The sequence below is a fragment of the Mycoplasma sp. 21DD0573 genome (assembly GCF_034863425.1).
Taxonomy (GTDB): Bacteria; Bacillota_I; Bacilli_A; order Mycoplasmatales; family Metamycoplasmataceae; genus Mycoplasmopsis.
This window is the reverse complement of the sequence record NZ_JAYFEZ010000008.1, coordinates 23,317-42,090: the sequence shown is the minus strand read 5'-3', so window position 1 is coordinate 42,090 and position 18,774 is coordinate 23,317. Positions and strand designations below refer to the sequence as shown.

The following is an 18,774-nucleotide window of genomic DNA, read 5'->3' as shown; positions in this document are numbered from 1 at the left end:
AAAACGATTTGTCTCAAAAATATAAAAAATAATGGAGCAACAAGCAAAATATAGCTTGTTTATAAAAAAATGTTACAAATTAAAGAGATTTTTAAAATCAACACAAAATAATTTGAAAAATCTACTGCGTTTTATACCATAAAAAAATTACCTAAACTTATGTAAATATACGATAAATATATATGAGAAAGAAGAATTAAAAATTTGGACATATAAGTTAACATAAGCTCTATTTAACTTGATATCAATGTAGTAATAAGGTTGTTCGAACAAATAATGTCAATATCAATTGATGAACCAACATTTAAATCTGTTGTTTTCATAACTGAGTGTTTCTTTTTATAACTACTATTTAAAAAATGATTTTTTGAGTGCATTTTTTGAGTTTTAATTTGATAATCAAGTTGTTTTGGACTATGTGAGTTATCAACTACACTATTTTCCATGTCTATTAGAATTTTTTGTAAATTTACCCTTTTGTTAGCAATACCATCATCAAAAATATATTGAGAGTTAATTTCTGAGTGGAAGAAATTCAGAGTCTTTAACTTTAATTTATTTCAAATGAATGATTCGAAATGAGAATATGATTTAAAATCCATACAAAAAACTTCTGAAGAAACTTCTAGAAAAATTCCTAAAAATTCATGAAGTATAACATTTTTAATTTCTGCTGGATCAATAGATACCTTACCAAAGACTCAACTAATTTTTCTAGACAAAACATCTATTGACTTACTGTGCTGTATACTGAAAGCAGAAATGATTTTTGAAACTGAATAATACTTGTCATTTTCGAGTTTCAAAAATTCAGAGAGAAACTTATCGTTCAAATGATATTTTCTTATCATTTAGTTAATGCATCGAACACAATAATACCTGTTGCTACTGATACATTTAAAGATTGCACATTCCCCCTTTGTGGAATATAGATTGTTTGATCAGTGACTGAAAGCACGCTTTTTGATACTCCATCGCCTTCGTTACCTACAACTAAAATTGTAGGTCTGTCGTATTCCACTGTTGTGTATGGGAGAGCTTTTTCATCTAATACAGTCGAATAAACTCAATAACCTCTTTTTTTGAGTTGAGTTAAGGTTGCATTAAGACTATTAACTCTGTAAAAATTCATATTTACAAATCCACCTGATGAAACCTTTAATACAGTTGAATTAATTACAGCTGCATTATCTTTAGGGAAAATAATATGTTTAATTCCCCCGGCATTTGCTGTTCTTATAATTGCACCAAAGTTATGTGGATCTTGAATTTTATCCAACACAAGAATTGGCGAATTATCCTTATGCAATCTTTCTAAATCGTCAAGTCCCTTGTAATTAACAGATTTTAAGATTGCTTTAAAACCTTGATGGTTTTCTTTTGTTTCTTCATCTAAAGTTTTCTTATTAGTGATAACAATTTTTATACCCCTTAAAGTGTTATCGTCTTTAAAGTACTTTAAACTTCCTTCATCAGTTATGTGTATTTCAGAAATATCTAATTTATTATTGACACAGTCAATAACAGAATTTTTCCCATACACAATTAATTCTCCCACTTTTTTAGTGGTCATATCATATTTTTTTTGTTTTTCGTGTAATTTTTTCATATTTACCCTATATTAAATTATTTTCAATCAATTCGTTTCTTAATTTGTCGGCATTTTGATAATCTTTTTGAGCTAAAAACTCTTGTCATTTTTGATAAATTGGAACATATTTTTTGTAATCGAATTTATTAAATTCAAAACCTAACTTATTAAAAATATATACTAATGTAGCTATGTCCAAGGTGTTTTTGTCTTTATTAATATTTTTAATTAGATCATTAATAAGTTTATTAAAGTCAGAAAACCTCTGTTCAAAAATATATGTGAATGCTTCTTTAGCTAATTCATTGTTAATTTGTGAATCGTTTTGTTTGTTTAATAGTGCATTTAAGAAGTAAATTTTGCTAATTTTCTTGAAAATCACTTCAACATTATTAATTAAATTCTCATCAATATTAATCAAACCTGTAAATGAGTTTAATAATAAAATCATTTTAAAATAGTCAGCTGAATAATTTTTAAGAAAGTCAGAAGCTAAAATTACGTTTTGTAATGACTTTGACATCTTAATTCCATTTAAATTAATTTGACCTGTTCTTAATCATTTATTCGAAAGCTGTTTTTGATTTAAAGCATAGAATTGAATATTTTCATTTTCATGGTGTGGGAATGTTAAGTCCATCCCTCCTCCGTGAATATCTAAACCAGAATCCCCAAAATGTTTTTCAATTAAGGCAACACATTCTGTGTGTCATCCTGGTCTACCTTCACCAAAAGAAACATTGTATTTAACACCCTCAGTTGTGTTTTTTCATAAAGCAAAATCAGCAGGTGATTTTTTATTTGAAGAAAGTTCACTATCTTCAAATTTCATGTTTTCAATTTTTTGATTTGAAACAATACCATAGTCATTTTGGTTTTTTATGACATCAAATCAAACATTACCTTCATTATCTAAATATGCATTATTCGATTTAATTAATCTTTTAATGAAGTTATCAATTAAATCAATATTTTTAGTTACGTATTCAATGTCAGTTATAGTGTCAACACTGAATTGTTTAAGTAAATCTAAATATAAATTGCCATACTTTTCCGATACTTGAGTTTCTGAAACACATTGCTCTTGGGCTTTTTTGATAATTTTGTCATCAATATCAGTAATATTATGAACAAATTTATATTCAATTCCTAGTTGTTTTGCAGCTTTTAAAATTAAGTCCATAGTTACAATCGGTCTCATATTTCCTATATGAACATCATTGTAAACTGTGGGTCCACATACATATATTTTTAACATATTGTTATTATAATAAAAAATAATATTTAATTACCATTTTATATAAGCAAAATTAACTTTTATAACTATGTATAAGGTACATAAAACTAGTTGTTTCCTAGCTATATAAAAAATATTTTTTAATATAATAGATATATAAAATATATCTATAAATAAGGAGGATTATGACGCTAAAAGAACAGTTAAAACAAAACATCATTGACGCAGTTATGAAGTTGCAAAATGAAGATTTTGTTAATAAGGATCTTAATGTGAAAGATTTAGTTTTTAATATCACTCAACCTAATGTTCCTGACAATATTAACATCGATCAAGTTGTTTATGACTTTAGTACAAATATTGCATTTATTTTAAAAAATCATTGTGCTGTTAAAAATCCAATTGAAGTAGCAAATAAATTGGTTACTAAAATGTCAAATTCAAATATCTACCAAAAAATAGACATTGCTGTACCTGGATTTATCAATATTGTTTTAAGTAATCAATTATTTTTATCAACAGTACAAAACATTAACTTAAATCCAACAAAATATGGAGCTGACTTTATTAATAAAGAACATGTTAATGTTGAATTTGTTTCAGCTAATCCAACAGGATTTTTACACGTTGGTCATGCTAGAGGTGCTGCTTATGGAGATTCTTTAATTAGAATTTTAAGACATGCTGGTTACGATGTTGAAGCAGAATATTATGTAAATGATGCAGGTAATCAAATTAATGTACTTACAAATTCAGTTTATGTAAGATATCAAAACTTATTTGGTATTGATGCACAATTACCTGAAGATTGCTACAGAGGTCAAGATGTAGTTTGATGTGCCACAAAAATTAAAGAAAAATATGGTGATTATTTCTTAAATGCTGATGAAGTTAAATTAAGTGAATTATCAACTGTGGCTAAAGATATTATGCTTGATAAAATCAGAGAGGATCTTGGTAGATTAAATGTTTCATTTGATACATTTGCTTCTGAAAAAGCAATTAAAGAAGATGGTTTAATTGAATCAGTTCTTAAAAAATTAAGCAAATACACATACACAGAAGATGGTGCATTATTTTTAAAAACTAAAGAATTTGGCGACGATAAAGACCGTGTGCTTATCAAAGCCGATGGAAATTACACTTATTTCTTACCTGATATTGCTTATCACGAACTTAAGTTCCAAAAGTCACCTAAACTTATTAATATCTGAGGAGCAGACCATTCAGGATACATTCAAAGAATGAAAATTGCGATGCAATGCTTAGGTTATAATCCAGACAATTTAGATATATTAACTATTCAATTAGTAAGATTAATCAAAGATGGAGAAGAATTTAAAATGTCTAAAAGAGCTGGTACAGCAGTTACTTTGCAAGATCTTTTAGATTACTCTTCAGCTGATGCAGTTAGATTTATGATGCTCACTAGGGAAATCAATAATAAATTTGATTTTGATATTGATGCAGCTAACTCAACTGATGTTAATAACCCTGTATTTATAGTTCAATACGCTCACTCAAGATCTGTATCATTATTAAATAGATTAAAACAAGAAGAAGTTAATGCTCAAATTAACTTTACAAACAAAGCTAAAAAACTTATTATTGAATTAGACTCATTCCCTGAATTAATTAAAACAATTGTGTCAACTTCAAAAGTCAACTTATTAACACAATACTTAATTAATTTAGCTAAATCATTTAACAGTTTTTATGCTGAAACTAAATTATTAGGCCACGAAGATGAAGCGACATATGCTCACCTTATCAAATCAGTTCAAGCAATTTTAGCTCTTGGACTTAACTTAATTGGTGTTTCTGCACCTTTATCAATGTAATTGAAGGAGAATTTATTATGTACAAAACAATGTTAGAAATCGCATACGAATTAGTATCATCACGTCCAACAGACGAATTTGCATTTATGGAAATCTTTGAAAATGTTGAAGACGAGTTAAGATATGACTGAGAAGACAGATTCGTTTCAATGAACACACCATATGAAAAAGTTAGAGAAAGAAAAATTGGTGAGTTATACCGTTTATTAACAGTTGATAAAAGATTCAACAGACTTGCAAACGGAAACTGAGAATTAAGAAATATCTAATAAGTAGGTTTTTATGTCATTAGTTAATGCAAAAGATATGCTCAAGAGAGCTAAAAAAGGTAAGTACGCAGTTCCTCATTTTAATATTAATAACTTAGAATGAACAAAAGCAATTCTTACAACATGTCAACAAATGAATTCACCTGTTATTTTAGGAGTTTCAGAAGGAGCACTTAAATATATAGGTGGATATGAAACTGTAACAGGTTTAGTTTCAGGTCTTATTAAGGACTTAAAAATTTCAATTCCTGTAGCTCTTCATTTAGATCACGGTTCATTTGATGCTTGTGTTAAAGCTATTGAGTCAGATGGTTTCACTTCAATTATGTTCGATGGTTCACACCTACCATTTGCTGAAAATAAAGAATTAACTCAAAAACTTGTTTACTTAGCTCAAGGCAAAAATATGACTGTTGAAGCTGAGGTTGGCTCAATCGGTGGTGAAGAAGATGGCGTTATTGGAAACGGCGAAATTGCAGATATTGAAGAAGCTAAACAATTAGCTGCTGAAAAAATCACAATTCTAGCAGCAGGAATCGGAAACATCCACGGTAAATATCCAAAAAACTGACAAGGTCTTAATTTTGAAGTTCTTGAAAAATTATCAAGTGAAACTGGTTTAGGAATTGTTCTTCACGGTGGTAGCGAAATTCCACTTGACCAAATCCAAAAAGCAATCAGTTTAGGTGTTACAAAAATTAACATCAACACCGATTTACAATTAGCAAACCACGCTGCAATTAGAGAATTTATTATTAGCAACAAAGATCTTGAAGATAAAAATTATGATCCTAGAAAACTTTACAAACCTGGTTATGAAGCTATGTGTAGGGTAATTAAACAAAAAATATTAGAGTTCGGATCAAATGATAAAGCTTAGCATCATCTTGATGCTTTTTTATACACATTATTTCTAAATAGGAATAAAATTATATTTATATACAAATAGAAAAGAGACAAGATGAAATTTAAAAAATTATCTTTATTCAGTTCACTTGCAATTTTACCAGTTGCTACTACATTATCTATTTCATGTGGTAATAAAAACGATGTTCCAAAAGAATCATCAAATCCTATTAATAATGCAAATAGTGAACTTATCCAAAAACTAGAAACAGTTAAAACTAATTATTCAACTGACAATAATTTGGTCGAATTAGTTGACGGCTACAAAAATAAAATAAACTCAAACAGTACTAATCAAGATTTATTAACTCAAGCAGGAAATGTTGTAAAAGTTTTTGATAGTGCTAATGAAATGACTGCTGAAATTAGACGCCAATGATTTTTAGGTTCAAAAACATATAACAATTTAACTGAAACATCAAGATTTTTAAGACAAACTTATGCAAATGAGCAAAACTTAATTGAATCACTTGATAAAATTGATGTAAATTTAGAAATTTATAAAAGTAAATTATTTTTAGCTTTTGCTAGTCAGCAAGAGATGGATTACTTGTCATCATTAAATTTACAAACAAGTTTAGGTTTTAGCACAACAATTAAAAAAACATTACCACAAAACTATGCTGTCGTTGATATGTCAGGAATTGTTGATGGCGACACATTATATGGTGCATATATGAATTTAGTTAGTGGTATTCAACCAGGAACTCAATCAACTAATCGTCGTAATGGCAAAAGTCTAGGATTAAGATCTAGAGGAATCGATACTCCTGAAACAGATAAAGGTTCAAATTCAGATGAATTAGCTTCAAAAGAAAATTATTGAGCTCAAATTTCTAAAAAATACTACGTAGAGCAAGTTCAATCACATGGTTTCTTCTTCTGCTTTAATAAGTTAAAAGAAGATGATTATGGAAGATGAGTTGTATTCTTATATCCAGACGAAAGAAAAAATCCTGATTTAGAGTTTGGAAACCAGCTTATTAGATCAGGTTTAGCTAGAGTTGCTTACATTACATTAGACCCTTCAGATACAAAATTCTACGCAGAAACTGAAGAAGAACAAACAATGTATCACACAATTAAGAATTCTCAAAATTATGCAAAAGAAAATAGATTAGGTTTCTGAGTTGACCCAATCGAAGATGTATTTTATAAGAACCCTAGAAAGAACTGATAATTTGATCAAGCGAAAGCTTGATTTTTTTATCTAGTTTGAATATCTTAAATTATGCATATTAGATATGCATATATCAGTTAGTAAAAATAGACATTTTTTTACTTTTATCATAGTGTACAAGCTGTAAAAGTAAAAACGAACTTGCACAAATATAACAATCTATTTTTCTGAAAAATCTATATAATATTTTAATAAATATGTAATATTTATTAAAATTTACATTCCACATGGAGGTATAGATGTCTGAAGTTAAAAAAGAGCATAATTATGATGCAAGTAATATTCAGTTTTTAGAAGGGTTAGAACACGTTAGAAAAAGACCTGGTATGTACATTGGGTCAACATCTAAATCGGGTTTACACCACTTAATTTGAGAGATTGTAGATAACTCTGTCGATGAAGCTATGGCTGGTTTTGCTAATAGAATTGATATTGTCATTACACAAGATAACTCAATTATTGTTGAAGATAATGGTCGTGGAATTCCCGTTGATACTCACGCAAGATTTGGAATTAGTGCACTTGAGGTTGTTTTAACAAAGCTTAATGCTGGTGGTAAATTCGAATCTAATGCATATAAAGTTTCTGGTGGACTTCACGGGGTTGGGGCTAGTGTTGTTAATGCTTTATCAGACTCATTTAAAGCTTGAGTTAAAAGAAACGGAAACTTATACTATGCAGAGTTCGCTAATGGTGGAAAAACTATTAAGTCAACAGAAGCTATTGAAAAACTTACTAACCCAAATGAAACAGGAACAAAAATTCAATTCCATCCTGACTATTCAGTTATGGAAGAATTACCATTTGATAAAGAAATTATTTTAGACCACGCGAAACAAATTGCACACCTTAACAAAGGTTTATATGTTTCAGTATCTGACTACAGAGATAACACACACTATGAATTCTTATATGAAAACGGAATTATTGACTACGTACACGAATTAAGCGACGGTTACAAACCAGTTACACCTGTTATTTATGCAGATGGAGAATTCGCTGTTAAAAATAATAAAGATGAGGATGTTGTTATTGGTGTTGAAGTCGGTATGCAATACTTATCTGATTTATATCGTGGAAACATTATTTCATATACAAACAATATTTCAACACATGAAGGTGGTTCTCACGTTTCTGGTTTCTATGATGCTTTAATGCGTTTAATTAATAACTATGCAATTGAAAAAGGTGTTATTAAATCTGAAAGTGACAAATTTACTCGTGACGATTTAATCGAAGGTGTTACAGCAGTTATCTCAATCAAACACCCTGATCCAGAATTTGAAGGGCAAACAAAAGGGAAATTAGGTTCAAAAGATGCTCGTCAAGCTGTTAACAGAGTGTTTAGTCCAATTTTAGAAAGATTCTTAAACGAAAACCCTGCTGATGCTAAGAAAATTATTGAAATTGCATCTATGGCTAAAAAAGGACGTTTAGCTTCTAATGCAGCTAGAGAAAATGCAAGAAGAAAAAATGTTTTCGAATCAGGTGGATTACCAGGTAAATTAGCTGACTGTACATCTAAAAATCCTGAAATTTCTGAATTATATATTGTCGAAGGGAACTCAGCTGGTGGTTCGGCTAAAATGGGTAGAGATAGAAAAACTCAAGCTATCTTGCCATTAAGAGGGAAAATTATTAACGTTGAAAAATCTCGTCAAGAAAAAGTTCTTTCTTCAGAAGAAATTTCATCATTAATGACAGCTATTGGTACAGGTTGAGGAGAAACATTTAACATCAACAAATTAAGATACCACAAGATTGTTATTATGACTGACGCCGACGTCGATGGTGCTCACATTAGAACTTTATTATTAACATTCTTCTACAGATACTTTAGACCTTTAATCGAGTATGGATTTATTTACATAGCTCAACCTCCTTTATACAAAATTCAACAAAATAAATTTGTTAAATACGCTTTCAACGATAATCAAAAAGATGAAATAATCGCAACATTAAACCCAAGTCAAAAAATTACAATTCAACGTTACAAAGGGCTTGGAGAAATGGATCCTGAACAACTATGAGAAACAACTATGGATCCTGAACGTAGAAAAATGCTTCAAGTGCAAATTGAAGACATTTATAAATCAGATTCAATTTTTGAAACCTTAATGGGTGAAAGAGTTGAACCGAGAAGAGAATTCATTCAAAAGAATGCAAAATACGTAAAAAATATCGATTTATAATGTCAAAAATGCACATCCAAAAATGAACTGGATGTGCATTTTTGTTCACTAAAATTTAGGCTTAGATTTAAAACTTTATTGCAACTAATTCTTAACAAAAATTACAAAATCCTAAAATTACATGAATGGAATATATAAAATTTTTTGAACCTCAAAATAAGGAAAAACTTTTATCACTTACACACTATTCTAAAAGTCAAAAATTATTTTAAAAAATATTTTTATGCTCATAATTTTCTTTACTAAAAAGGAATATGATATAAGTGCGACAAGTATATTGTCGCAACAAAAGGGAAATTCTTTTATATATCAAAAAATATTCTATTATTTTAAAATTTAATTTATTCAGTCACAAAATAGACAGACATTTATTATTAATCATTAAAATTATTAGGTTTTTTATACAAGTTTATTATTATCAATAAAGATATTCACTATATTTTTGTTATATATTATATTTAGTTGTTTTAACTTTTTATTTTTATCATTATTTTATAGAGTAAATTTTGGATTTACACTTCTTTAAAATAAAGAAATTTTAATCATATTTATTTGAGTAATTTTGTAAATTTAAACACACAGTTCGTCATATATAAATTTTAAATTTTCAAAATATTAACTATCTTTATTAATTAGTAGATATTAATATTCTTTGGTAATTCCATAGATTACTCCTTTATCAAAATTGATTTTTCAATTAAATAATTTGGTTCGAGAGTCGTCACTTGAACCAATCATAAAATATACATATAATATCCTATTAGCACATCCAATTTAATGGTAGTTGGATGTGTTTTTTTGTACAAAAAAAGATGCAAAAAGCATCTACATTTTGTTCATTTTTTCCTCAATTTTAAGCAAATTATGAATTGCTTTATTAACTGCATCAGTTGCAGCTTGTCTACTTGTAGCCATCACTTCAGCAACTTCTGCATATGATAAATCTTGCTCATAATATAACTTAAAAACTTGTTGTTGATTTTGAGTTAATAAATTACCATATTTATCAAATAACTCTGTGTATTTAATTACGTTTTCTAACGACTTATTGTTCATTATCAATTAATGCTTTTGTCATTTGATAAATAAATAATTCAAGATCAAATTCTTGTAAGTCATCTAGCTTTTCACCTAAACCAACATATTTAACATCAAGGTCATATTCATCTTTAATTGATAAAACAATTCCACCTTTTGATGTTCCATCCATTTTAGTAAGAATAATCCCAGTTAAGTTAGCAATTTCTTTGAAGTTTCTTGCTTGAGATAATCCATTTTGACCTGTAGTTGCATCAAGAACTAATAATGATTCATGTGGTGCTGAAGGTTCAAATTTTCTAATAACACCAATCATTTTTTCAAGCTCTTTCATAAGGTTAACTTTATTTTGCAATCTACCGGCAGTGTCGATGATTAATAAATCATAATTTTCTTCTTTAGCTTTAGAAACTGCATGATAAACAACACTAGAAGGATCAGCTCCTTCGTGAGCAGGTTTAACAATTTCTGCACCAATTCTTTGTGCTCAAACACCCAATTGATCAACAGCACCGGCCCTGAAAGTATCAGCAGCAGCTATTAAAACTTTTTTGCCTTCTTTAACATATTTGTTTGCTATTTTAGCAATAGAAGTTGTTTTACCTGATCCATTAACACCAACAAAAACAAAAACATTTAATCTACCAGCTTCATAGTTTAGGTTTGTATTAACAACTGAGTTATTTGTGTAAATTGTAAACATTTGATCAGCGACAATTTCTCCAATCATTTTTGGATCATCAATATTGTTTAATCTAATTTCTTGTTTAATTCTTTCTACCATAACATCAACTAATGAAGCATTAATATCAGACATAATCAATAACTCTTCAAACTCATCAAAAAAGTCTTCATCAAGTTTTACGTGTCTATTTTGTAGCTCTAAAAGTTTTTTTCCAAATGATGCAGAAGAATTTAAACCTTGTTCATATTTCTTAAATTTCTCACTTGTGATTATTTTTTTATGCTCTTTTTTGTCTAATTCTTCTTGAACTTGTTCAACATCTTTAGGTTTTCTATTGAAAACCTTATTTACTAAATTTTTAAAAAATCCCATATCTATATTTTACTTTATAAATCAAAATATCACATCAGCTAAATAAAACTAAAAACATAGTGTGCAAGTCGTAAAAATAAAAATATATTTGTGCTTTATATTGGGTATAGGTATTTAAATATAGTAAAATAATTTTATGAGTAGTTTAGTAATGGTAGCTATGCAAGTAATACTTACTTTAATCATTTATTACTGTGCATATAGATTAATCAATTACCTTAAATTAATTAAGGGTAAATTCGCATACAAAGATATGCAAATGAAATCAATTTATTCAGCTTTAGCTGGATTTGGCTTCTTTGCAATTAGCTTAATTTTATTTGTTTTAAATGCTACAGAAGTAATTAAATTAATTGGTTCGCAAGTTAATGAAAAAACAAAAATAGCCGAAACAGTCACACTTTCATTCAGTGCAATTTCAGTTTCATCAATAGTATTCTATTTATCTTGTGTTATGCTTGCAGTTTTAATTTCATTTATGATTATTGTGATTGTATTTGTTCAAAAATCAAGAATTCAAATTTCTAAGAAAGAATTTGATGAATTTGATATCGAAAAATATGACATTAACATTCTTGGTTCATTCACAAGAGCAAACAAATATTCAAGAAACATACCTGTAACATTCAGGGATCAAGTTGGGAATATGTTGTTTTTCAAGAAATTTGGAACAAAAATGTTTTTAAGCAAAATTGTAGATCAATCAATTTTCTTTATTTCGCAATCACCGTATGTTAATAAAGTTTATGAACAAAATGAAGTGACTTTTACAGAAGATACATTGTTAGCTTCACATTTTAGCAATAACAAAGAATATATCCTTTTTGTGCTTAAATCAGCACAAAAAGAAGTGTCAGTTATTAACAAAATTGATGAAAAATTATTTGAGGAAATAGTACTTAAAAAGTTTGCATAAAGAGCTTAAATGCTCTTTTTTTGTAATAAATTAATATTATTAATTTATTATGCTAAAATAAAAAGGAATTTAAAGAGGTACGTAAAAATGAGTGTTGATAGAGAAACTAAATTATTTAAAAGAATGAAAATTCTTGCAATAAATGATGATGAAGAATTGAAAAAAGAATATGAATGGTTGTATAAAACATTTTCAAACACTTCTGTTTTTATCCCAAAATACATCAACACCATTTCAAACACTAAAACAATACCTAAATCAGATTTGTATAAACCTCATGAACAAATCTTAAAAATCAAAGAGCAATTAAATAAGCTTGAATTAAATCTTGAAATCAAATCAATTGACTTCATGGATGATTATGTAATTTTCGATAATAATCTACCTGAATTAAAATATGTCCTAAATTCTCTTTATCCAGAGAACAATAAACAGGAAGATACAAAAAGTACAAAAATCAATAAAAATAAAATAAAACTTTAAAGAGGTAAATATGAGAAAAGTTAATATAGCTATTGATGGTCCAAACGGTGTCGGTAAATCAACTGTTTCTAAAAATCTTGCTCAAAGATTAGATTACACTTTTATTAACAGTGGTTCAGTTTATAGAGCAATCACATTAAATGCTCTTGAACACAATATTTTAACAACTGATACAGCAGGTGTAATTAAATCTCTTGAAACAATCAACATTGAGTTATTACCTAACGATATAACTTTACTAGATGGAAATGATATCTCACTCAAAATTAGAGCTGACTATATTTCAAAAGTTACTCCTACTGTGGCTAAAATTCCTGAAGTTAGAGCATTTGTTGTTAAATTTATTCAACATATGACTTTAAGACACAAGGGTTACATCATTGATGGAAGAGATACAACTTTCAGAATTCTACCTCACGCTGAAGTTAAAATTTTCTTATGAGCTACACCAGAAATCAGAGCGCAAAGAAGATATGAACAAAACAAAATATTAGGTTACAACACAAACTACCAAGAGGTTCTAAAAGAAGTTGAATTACGTGATCAACAAGATATCCATAGAGAAGTTGATCCATTACATAAAACAGAAGATGCTATTTATATTGATTGTACTGAACTAACAACTCAAGAAGTTGAAAACAAAATTATTGATATTGTTAACCAAAAATTAAAAGCAAAGAAGGAACAAAATGCGTAATACAGTTGCAATTGTAGGGAAACCAAATGTAGGGAAAAGTACTTTTTTCAATAAGCTTGTAGGAAGAAAAGTTTCTATTGTGCACGATCAACCTGGTGTTACACGTGACAGACTTTACGAACGTATTGTTTGAACTGGTCACGAAATTAAAATAATTGACACTGGTGGAATTGAAATTGAAAACAGACCATTCCAAGAACAAATTCAAATCCAAGCTAAAATCGCTATTGAAGAAGCTGATGCAATCATCTTCTTATTTGATGGAACTAGTGAAATTACAAATGATGATTTATTCATTATGAACATTTTACGTAGATCTAAAAAACCAATCATTGCTGTAGCTAACAAACTTGAAGACACACAACAATTTGATTACTCTTGATATAGTTTAGGAGTTGATCACATTTATCCAATTTCAGCTCTTCACGGAGAAGGGATTGGGGATGTTTTAACTAAATGTATTGAAGTTTTAGATTATTCAGACCCTGAAGAAATCGATGCATTTAATTTAGCTATTATCGGAAAACCTAACGCAGGTAAATCTTCACTTTTAAACAATTTAGCTAAAGAGGAGCGTTCAATTGTTTCAGATATTGCCGGTACAACTCGTGATTCAGTTACATCATTAATTGATATTGATGGAAAAACATACAATGTTATTGATACTGCCGGTATAACTAAGAAGTCAAAATTAGTTGAATCAGTTGATCACTATGCACTTATGCGTGCTATGAACTCACTTTCAGAAGCTGATTTATCACTTATTGTTATTGATGCTTCACAAGAAGAAGTTTCACACTTTGATTCAAGAATTATCGGTTATGCATTAGATAATGAAAAACCAGTTATCATTGTAATTAACAAGTGAGACTTAATCGAAAAAGAAACAAACACAATGGCTGAATATGAAAAAAGACTTAGAAACAAATTCCACTTTGTTCCATGAGTTCCTTTTGTATTTATTTCAGCTAAATACAATCAAAGATTAAACAAACTTTATGACACAATTAACTTAGTTAGAACAAACTTAGAACGTCAAATCAAACCATCATTATTATCAAACTTGATCTTAGAGACTCAAATTATTCAACCTGCTATTCCATTCAATGGTGGTAGATTAAATATCTACTTTGCAAGACAAGAAAAAGCAAAAATTCCTACATTCACTTTCTTTGTTAACAATAAAAAATACTTACACTTCTCATATCAAAGATTCCTTGAAAATCAATTGCGTCAAACATTTGATTTTAGAGGTTGCCCTATTAAAATGAACTTCAAAAACAAGAAAGATGCTATTGAATAATTAAAAACCATGCATATGATTTCGATCATATGCATTTTTTATCGAAACATAAAACTCTCTTAACAACATGAAAAATAAAATTAAAATAAAAAAGATAGCCTAATGCTATCTTTGAATAAATTAATTAGCCTTCTTAATATCCTTTCATAAATAAGGAAATCTTTTTGGTGTATTTTCTAATTTCTTAATTGAGACAATGTAATTTTCTCTATCAATATTCTCATCAATAAAAGGTTTTACTAAATATTGAACTTTAACATCTTTTAAAACGCTCTTTGCATCATTAAGTTCTTCGTTAGCTTTTTTACCTTTTAATAAAGATAACGAACCATTAATTTTAACTAAGTGTAAAGCGGCCATACTTAAAGCTTTTACAGTTGCTACAGCTCTTGCTGTAACAACATCAAATTGATTAGTTTCATTTACATCTTCAGCTCTATATTTGTAAACAGATACATAATCTGATAAGTTTAACTTCTCAATAACTTCGTTTAAGAAGTTTACTCTTTTTAAAAGTGGTTCATATATAACTACTTTGTTTTTAGGTTTTGTTAACACATATGGAATTGATGGGAAACCTGCTCCAGCTCCAATGTCTAAAATAGTTCCACTTTGTAAGTCTTTAGTGATTTCAATCATAAATACTAAAGATTCGTAAATACCTTCATTTCAAAGTCTTTCATCTGAAAAACCAGTTAAATTCATAACTTTGTTTTTCTCTTCAATTAGATTAACATAAGCTTCAAATAAGCTAAAATCTCAGTTATTTTTAATGCATAATTCTCTAACAAGTTCTTTACTTCTCATCATTGTAATTATTTATTTGTTCCTTTATTTCTGCGTATACATTTGTAATGCTTCCACCATTTAGAGATGCATTAATCACTTTTCCTATAAATTCACCTAATGAAACAATTTGTAATTTTGAGTATTTTTCTAGTAACTCAGAGTTATCAATACTGTCTGTAACAATAACTTTTTCAATGTTAGGGTCGTTTTCGAAAATATCAAACCCTTTTGAAAACACACCGTGTGTTGCAACAACAATAATTTTATTAGCACCATTATCTTTTAATGTTTGTGCTGCTTTTTTAATTGTTCCACCTGTATCAATAATATCGTCCACAATAACTGCATTTTGATCTTTGATATCACCGATAATACCCATTACTTCAGTTTGATTATCAGCATTTCTTCTCTTGTCGATAATTGTAATTTTAATTGTGTTTGCTATTAATTCAGCAAGTTTTCTAGCTCTTACAGTTCCACCGTGGTCTGGAGATACAACTGTGAATGATGTATTAAGTTTTCTCAATGCTAATGCAAGTGGATATTGTGCTCTTAAATCATCAACAGGAATATCAAAGAACCCTTGAATTGAAGGGTTATGTAAGTCAACGCAAATCATTCTAGTAGCACCTGCTACTTGAAGTAAATTAGCAACTAATTTAGCTCCAATTGGTTGTCTTCCTGATGCTTTTCTATCTTGACGAGCATATCCATAGTAGCTTAAGCATACATTAATCGAACCTGCGCTTGCTCTTTTAAGTGAGTCAATAAATAACAATAATTCCATTAAATTATCATTTACAGGCTTTGACGTTGAAGCAATGATGTAAACATCTTTGTTTCTAACAGTTTCTTCAGCTACTCACATGGCTTCACCATCAGTATAAACTGTTCTTGTTGCTTTTGAAAGTGGTATATTAATAAGTTCAGAAATCTTTTTTGCTAATTTTTCTGAATTATGCATACCAAAAATAACTGTTTGATCTTTATTCATTTTTCCTCATTTATATTTTACCCCTTTTGTTATTTTATTATTTAAATAAAAATATTAAAAAAATACTTTGTTTTATTTTTTCTGTGTTATAATATTCAAGCAAAAAGAAATGCCCAGGTGGTGGAATGGTAGACACAAGGGACTTAAAATCCCTCGGTAGCAATACCGTGCTGGTTCAAGTCCAGTCCTGGGCACCAAAAAATGTGCGTCCTTAGCTCAGCAGGTAGAGCAAATGGCTTTTAACCATTGGGTCAGAGGTTCGAATCCTCTAGGACGTACCATTTCAAGAAATTGACCGAGGAACCTTAAAAGGTTCTTTTTTTATTCCTTTTTTACTTTTACAGTAGTGAGCTAGTCATATAAGTAAAAAATCAATTTCTTTAATTTATAAAAAAGAGCAAGAAAAAACCAACTATTTCTAGTTGGTAAAAATAAGGTCATCTTTATGAAATGGTGCGAACGAATGGACTTGAACCATCGACCTCACGATTATCAGTCGTGTGCTCTAACCAGCTGAGCTACGCTCGCATAAATGTACTTCTATTATAGCATAAAACTATAAAAACAGAAGTACAAAATATTATTAATTTTATTAACGTTTTGAGAATTGTCTTGCACGACGTGCTGCACGTAAACCTGGTTTTTTACGTTCTTTAGCACGAGCATCTCTTGTAAGCATTCCAGCTACTTTTAAAGCTGAACGATATTCAGGGTTAGCTTCTAATAAAGCACGTGCAATACCTAATCTAATAGCACCTGCTTGACCACTAAGACCACCACCACTTACGTTTACACTAACATCAAATGTTCCAAATGTATCTGTTAAAACAAAAGGTTGGTTAGCATCTTTTAAGTAAATGTCAGATGTTAAGTATTCTCTAGCATCACGGTTGTTAATAACAAATTTACCTTTACCTGGTGTTAATCTAACACGAGCAACTGAAGATTTTCTTCTTCCTAATCCACGGTACATAACTGTTTCTTTAGCCATAATTATTTAACCTCTAATCTTTCTGGTTGTTGAGCTTCGTGTTTGTGGTTTGGTCCAGCATACACAAATAAACTACGACGTTGTTTGTTTCCTAATTTTGTGTGAGGAATCATTCCACTTACTGCTTTTTCAATTAAAGCTGTAGGTCTTTTAACTCTTAATTTTGCTGCTGTAATGCTTTTTAATCCACCTGGGTATCCTGAGTGTGAGTAGTAAATTTTGTTTTCTTCTTTTTTAGCTGTTAAAACTACTTTTTCTGCATTTACGATGATAACAAAGTCACCCATATCTGCGTTAGGTGTAAATGTAGGTTTGTTTTTCCCTCTTAAAATTGATGCAACTTGAGCAGCTAAACGCCCTAATACTTGTCCTTCAGCATCAATAACATATCATTTTTTGTTAGCTTGTTGAGTATTAACTATTGTTGTTTGTCTCACGCTATCCTCCTATATACGTTAATAATAAAAAATTTATCTCGGTTTATAAATTTATAAATTGCTTATTTATTATACCACATAAGTTTTTTTATACTCATTTTTTTACATATGGTTTATTATGTTTTTTAGACCTATAGTCTAGGTATTTTATATATTTTCTTAATTAATTTTATTAATCAATTTTCATTTGCGATAACATGAAAATTGCTGCTGTTTCTGCTCTTAAAATTCTTGAACCTAATGAAACAACTTTTACATTATTTTTTGCAGCTAAATTGATTTCTTCATCTGAAAAACCACCTTCAGGTCCAACTAAGAAAATAACATCACTATCAATTGGTTGTGGTAAGTTTGATGAAATATCAATTTTTTCATGCGCTATATATTTATTTTGAATTGACAGATTTAACACTTGTTTTAATGTCATTAATTCGGTTAAAACTGGAATTTTATTTCTAAACGATTGCTCAGCTGCATTTTGCAAAATAGTTTTAAATCTTTCATATTTGGAGCTAAATTTATTAAATTTAAGCAAGTCGTGATTTGTGTATTGAGTTTTTAGTGGAATTATTTTTGTAACTCCAAGTTCTGTAGCTTTTTGTAGCGCTCATTCAAAACGATCTAACTTAATTACAGCCATTGCAAGAACAACTTCGTATTTATGTTCGTGATTTTGTTCTATTTTTTTAATTATTTTCGCTGCATTATTATCTAATACACATTCATAAAATTTTTCATTATAAACACAAATAAAAGGTTTTGTGTCTATTCTGATAACTTGAAGATGTTTTAATGTTTCTTTCGATAAAACAAAAGAGTCATTGTTTTTCTCTGTTACAAAAAATCTATTCAT

The 18,774-nt window shown here is 28.8% G+C and carries 19 protein-coding genes and 3 tRNA genes; 11 read left to right on the top strand and 11 right to left on the bottom strand.

The annotated features are described in order from the left end of the window. Nucleotides 1-233: 233 nt before the first annotated feature. From VBM86_RS01720 to VBM86_RS01710, 3 genes are read right to left on the bottom strand one after another with little or no spacing between them, the layout of a single operon-like run. Complete coding sequence (locus VBM86_RS01720) at nt 234-833, bottom strand: hypothetical protein (RefSeq protein WP_323189658.1); 600 nt, start codon at nt 831-833, stop codon at nt 234-236. An 11-nt stretch (nt 834-844) separates the two neighbouring features. Next, entirely contained in the window at nt 845-1,609 is a 765-nt protein-coding gene (gene rlmB / locus VBM86_RS01715) for a 23S rRNA (guanosine(2251)-2'-O)-methyltransferase RlmB (RefSeq protein ID WP_323189657.1), read from the bottom strand. Nucleotides 1,610-1,616: 7 nt separating this feature from the next. Next, nucleotides 1,617-2,849 (bottom strand): class I tRNA ligase family protein, encoded by a 1,233-nt coding sequence (locus VBM86_RS01710; RefSeq protein ID WP_323189656.1) that lies wholly within the window; start codon nt 2,847-2,849, stop codon nt 1,617-1,619. 164 nt (nt 2,850-3,013) lie between these two features. On the opposite strand from VBM86_RS01710, the gene argS reads away from it, so the two are divergent. The 5 genes from argS (at nt 3,014) to VBM86_RS01685 (ending at nt 9,216) form a co-directional block, all read left to right on the top strand. Further along, nucleotides 3,014-4,669 (top strand): arginine--tRNA ligase, encoded by a 1,656-nt coding sequence (gene argS / locus VBM86_RS01705; protein ID WP_323189655.1) that lies wholly within the window; start codon nt 3,014-3,016, stop codon nt 4,667-4,669. 17 nt (nt 4,670-4,686) lie between these two features. Beyond that, nucleotides 4,687-4,938, top strand: a complete 252-nt coding sequence (rpoE, locus tag VBM86_RS01700) for a DNA-directed RNA polymerase subunit delta (protein ID WP_323189654.1) — start codon at nt 4,687-4,689, stop codon at nt 4,936-4,938. A gap of 13 nt (nt 4,939-4,951) precedes the next feature. Continuing rightward, nucleotides 4,952-5,818, top strand: a complete 867-nt coding sequence (gene fba / locus VBM86_RS01695; RefSeq protein ID WP_323189653.1) for a class II fructose-1,6-bisphosphate aldolase — start codon at nt 4,952-4,954, stop codon at nt 5,816-5,818. Nucleotides 5,819-5,899: 81 nt separating this feature from the next. Beyond that, nucleotides 5,900-7,024, top strand: a complete 1,125-nt coding sequence (locus tag VBM86_RS01690; protein WP_323189652.1) for a thermonuclease family protein — start codon at nt 5,900-5,902, stop codon at nt 7,022-7,024. Between the two features lie 239 nt (nt 7,025-7,263). Further along, nucleotides 7,264-9,216, top strand: a complete 1,953-nt coding sequence (locus VBM86_RS01685; RefSeq protein ID WP_323189651.1) for a DNA topoisomerase subunit B — start codon at nt 7,264-7,266, stop codon at nt 9,214-9,216. Nucleotides 9,217-10,041: 825 nt separating this feature from the next. Here the strand turns inward: VBM86_RS01685 and VBM86_RS01680 are convergent. Together VBM86_RS01680 and ftsY are read right to left on the bottom strand one after the other, a co-directional pair. Then, the gene (locus VBM86_RS01680) at nt 10,042-10,272 is read right to left on the bottom strand and encodes a sigma factor-like helix-turn-helix DNA-binding protein (RefSeq protein WP_257089415.1); all 231 of its coding nucleotides are present in this window, start codon (nt 10,270-10,272) and stop codon (nt 10,042-10,044) included. Next, the gene (gene ftsY, locus VBM86_RS01675; RefSeq protein ID WP_323189650.1) at nt 10,262-11,311 is read right to left on the bottom strand and encodes a signal recognition particle-docking protein FtsY; all 1,050 of its coding nucleotides are present in this window, start codon (nt 11,309-11,311) and stop codon (nt 10,262-10,264) included. The genes VBM86_RS01680 and ftsY overlap by 11 nt, the downstream gene beginning before the upstream one ends. Before the next feature lie 136 nt (nt 11,312-11,447). Between ftsY and VBM86_RS01670 the strand changes: the two genes are divergently transcribed. The 4 genes from VBM86_RS01670 (at nt 11,448) to der (ending at nt 14,710) form a co-directional block, all read left to right on the top strand. Then, nucleotides 11,448-12,227, top strand: coding sequence for a hypothetical protein (locus tag VBM86_RS01670; protein ID WP_323189649.1), 780 nt, complete (start codon nt 11,448-11,450; stop codon nt 12,225-12,227). Between the two features lie 87 nt (nt 12,228-12,314). Beyond that, a complete protein-coding gene (locus tag VBM86_RS01665; protein WP_323189648.1) occupies nt 12,315-12,710 on the top strand; it encodes a hypothetical protein in 396 nt (131 codons plus the stop codon). A 10-nt stretch (nt 12,711-12,720) separates the two neighbouring features. Then, nucleotides 12,721-13,407, top strand: coding sequence for a (d)CMP kinase (gene cmk / locus VBM86_RS01660; protein ID WP_323189647.1), 687 nt, complete (start codon nt 12,721-12,723; stop codon nt 13,405-13,407). Next, nucleotides 13,400-14,710, top strand: coding sequence for a ribosome biogenesis GTPase Der (gene der, locus VBM86_RS01655; protein ID WP_323188960.1), 1,311 nt, complete (start codon nt 13,400-13,402; stop codon nt 14,708-14,710). The genes cmk and der overlap by 8 nt, the downstream gene beginning before the upstream one ends. A gap of 120 nt (nt 14,711-14,830) precedes the next feature. Here der and rsmG read toward each other — a convergent pair whose 3' ends face one another. Together rsmG and VBM86_RS01645 are read right to left on the bottom strand one after the other, a co-directional pair. Next, nucleotides 14,831-15,520, bottom strand: a complete 690-nt coding sequence (rsmG, locus tag VBM86_RS01650; protein WP_323189646.1) for a 16S rRNA (guanine(527)-N(7))-methyltransferase RsmG — start codon at nt 15,518-15,520, stop codon at nt 14,831-14,833. Then, nucleotides 15,507-16,493, bottom strand: coding sequence for a ribose-phosphate pyrophosphokinase (locus VBM86_RS01645; protein ID WP_323189645.1), 987 nt, complete (start codon nt 16,491-16,493; stop codon nt 15,507-15,509). The genes rsmG and VBM86_RS01645 overlap by 14 nt, the downstream gene beginning before the upstream one ends. Before the next feature lie 111 nt (nt 16,494-16,604). Between VBM86_RS01645 and VBM86_RS01640 the strand changes: the two genes are divergently transcribed. Then, nucleotides 16,605-16,690: transfer RNA gene (locus VBM86_RS01640), tRNA-Leu, on the top strand. Between the two features lie 8 nt (nt 16,691-16,698). Next, nucleotides 16,699-16,774: transfer RNA gene (locus tag VBM86_RS01635), tRNA-Lys, on the top strand. A 170-nt stretch (nt 16,775-16,944) separates the two neighbouring features. Here VBM86_RS01635 and VBM86_RS01630 read toward each other — a convergent pair. From VBM86_RS01630 to VBM86_RS01615, 4 genes are all read right to left on the bottom strand, one after another. Next, nucleotides 16,945-17,021, bottom strand: a tRNA-Ile gene (locus tag VBM86_RS01630). A 64-nt stretch (nt 17,022-17,085) separates the two neighbouring features. Further along, a complete protein-coding gene (gene rpsI, locus VBM86_RS01625) occupies nt 17,086-17,484 on the bottom strand; it encodes a 30S ribosomal protein S9 (protein WP_323176655.1) in 399 nt (132 codons plus the stop codon). A gap of 2 nt (nt 17,485-17,486) precedes the next feature. Further along, nucleotides 17,487-17,921 (bottom strand): 50S ribosomal protein L13, encoded by a 435-nt coding sequence (rplM, locus tag VBM86_RS01620; RefSeq protein ID WP_257089389.1) that lies wholly within the window; start codon nt 17,919-17,921, stop codon nt 17,487-17,489. Nucleotides 17,922-18,093: 172 nt separating this feature from the next. Continuing rightward, the gene (locus tag VBM86_RS01615) at nt 18,094-18,774 is read right to left on the bottom strand and encodes a 16S rRNA (uracil(1498)-N(3))-methyltransferase (RefSeq protein WP_323189644.1); all 681 of its coding nucleotides are present in this window, start codon (nt 18,772-18,774) and stop codon (nt 18,094-18,096) included.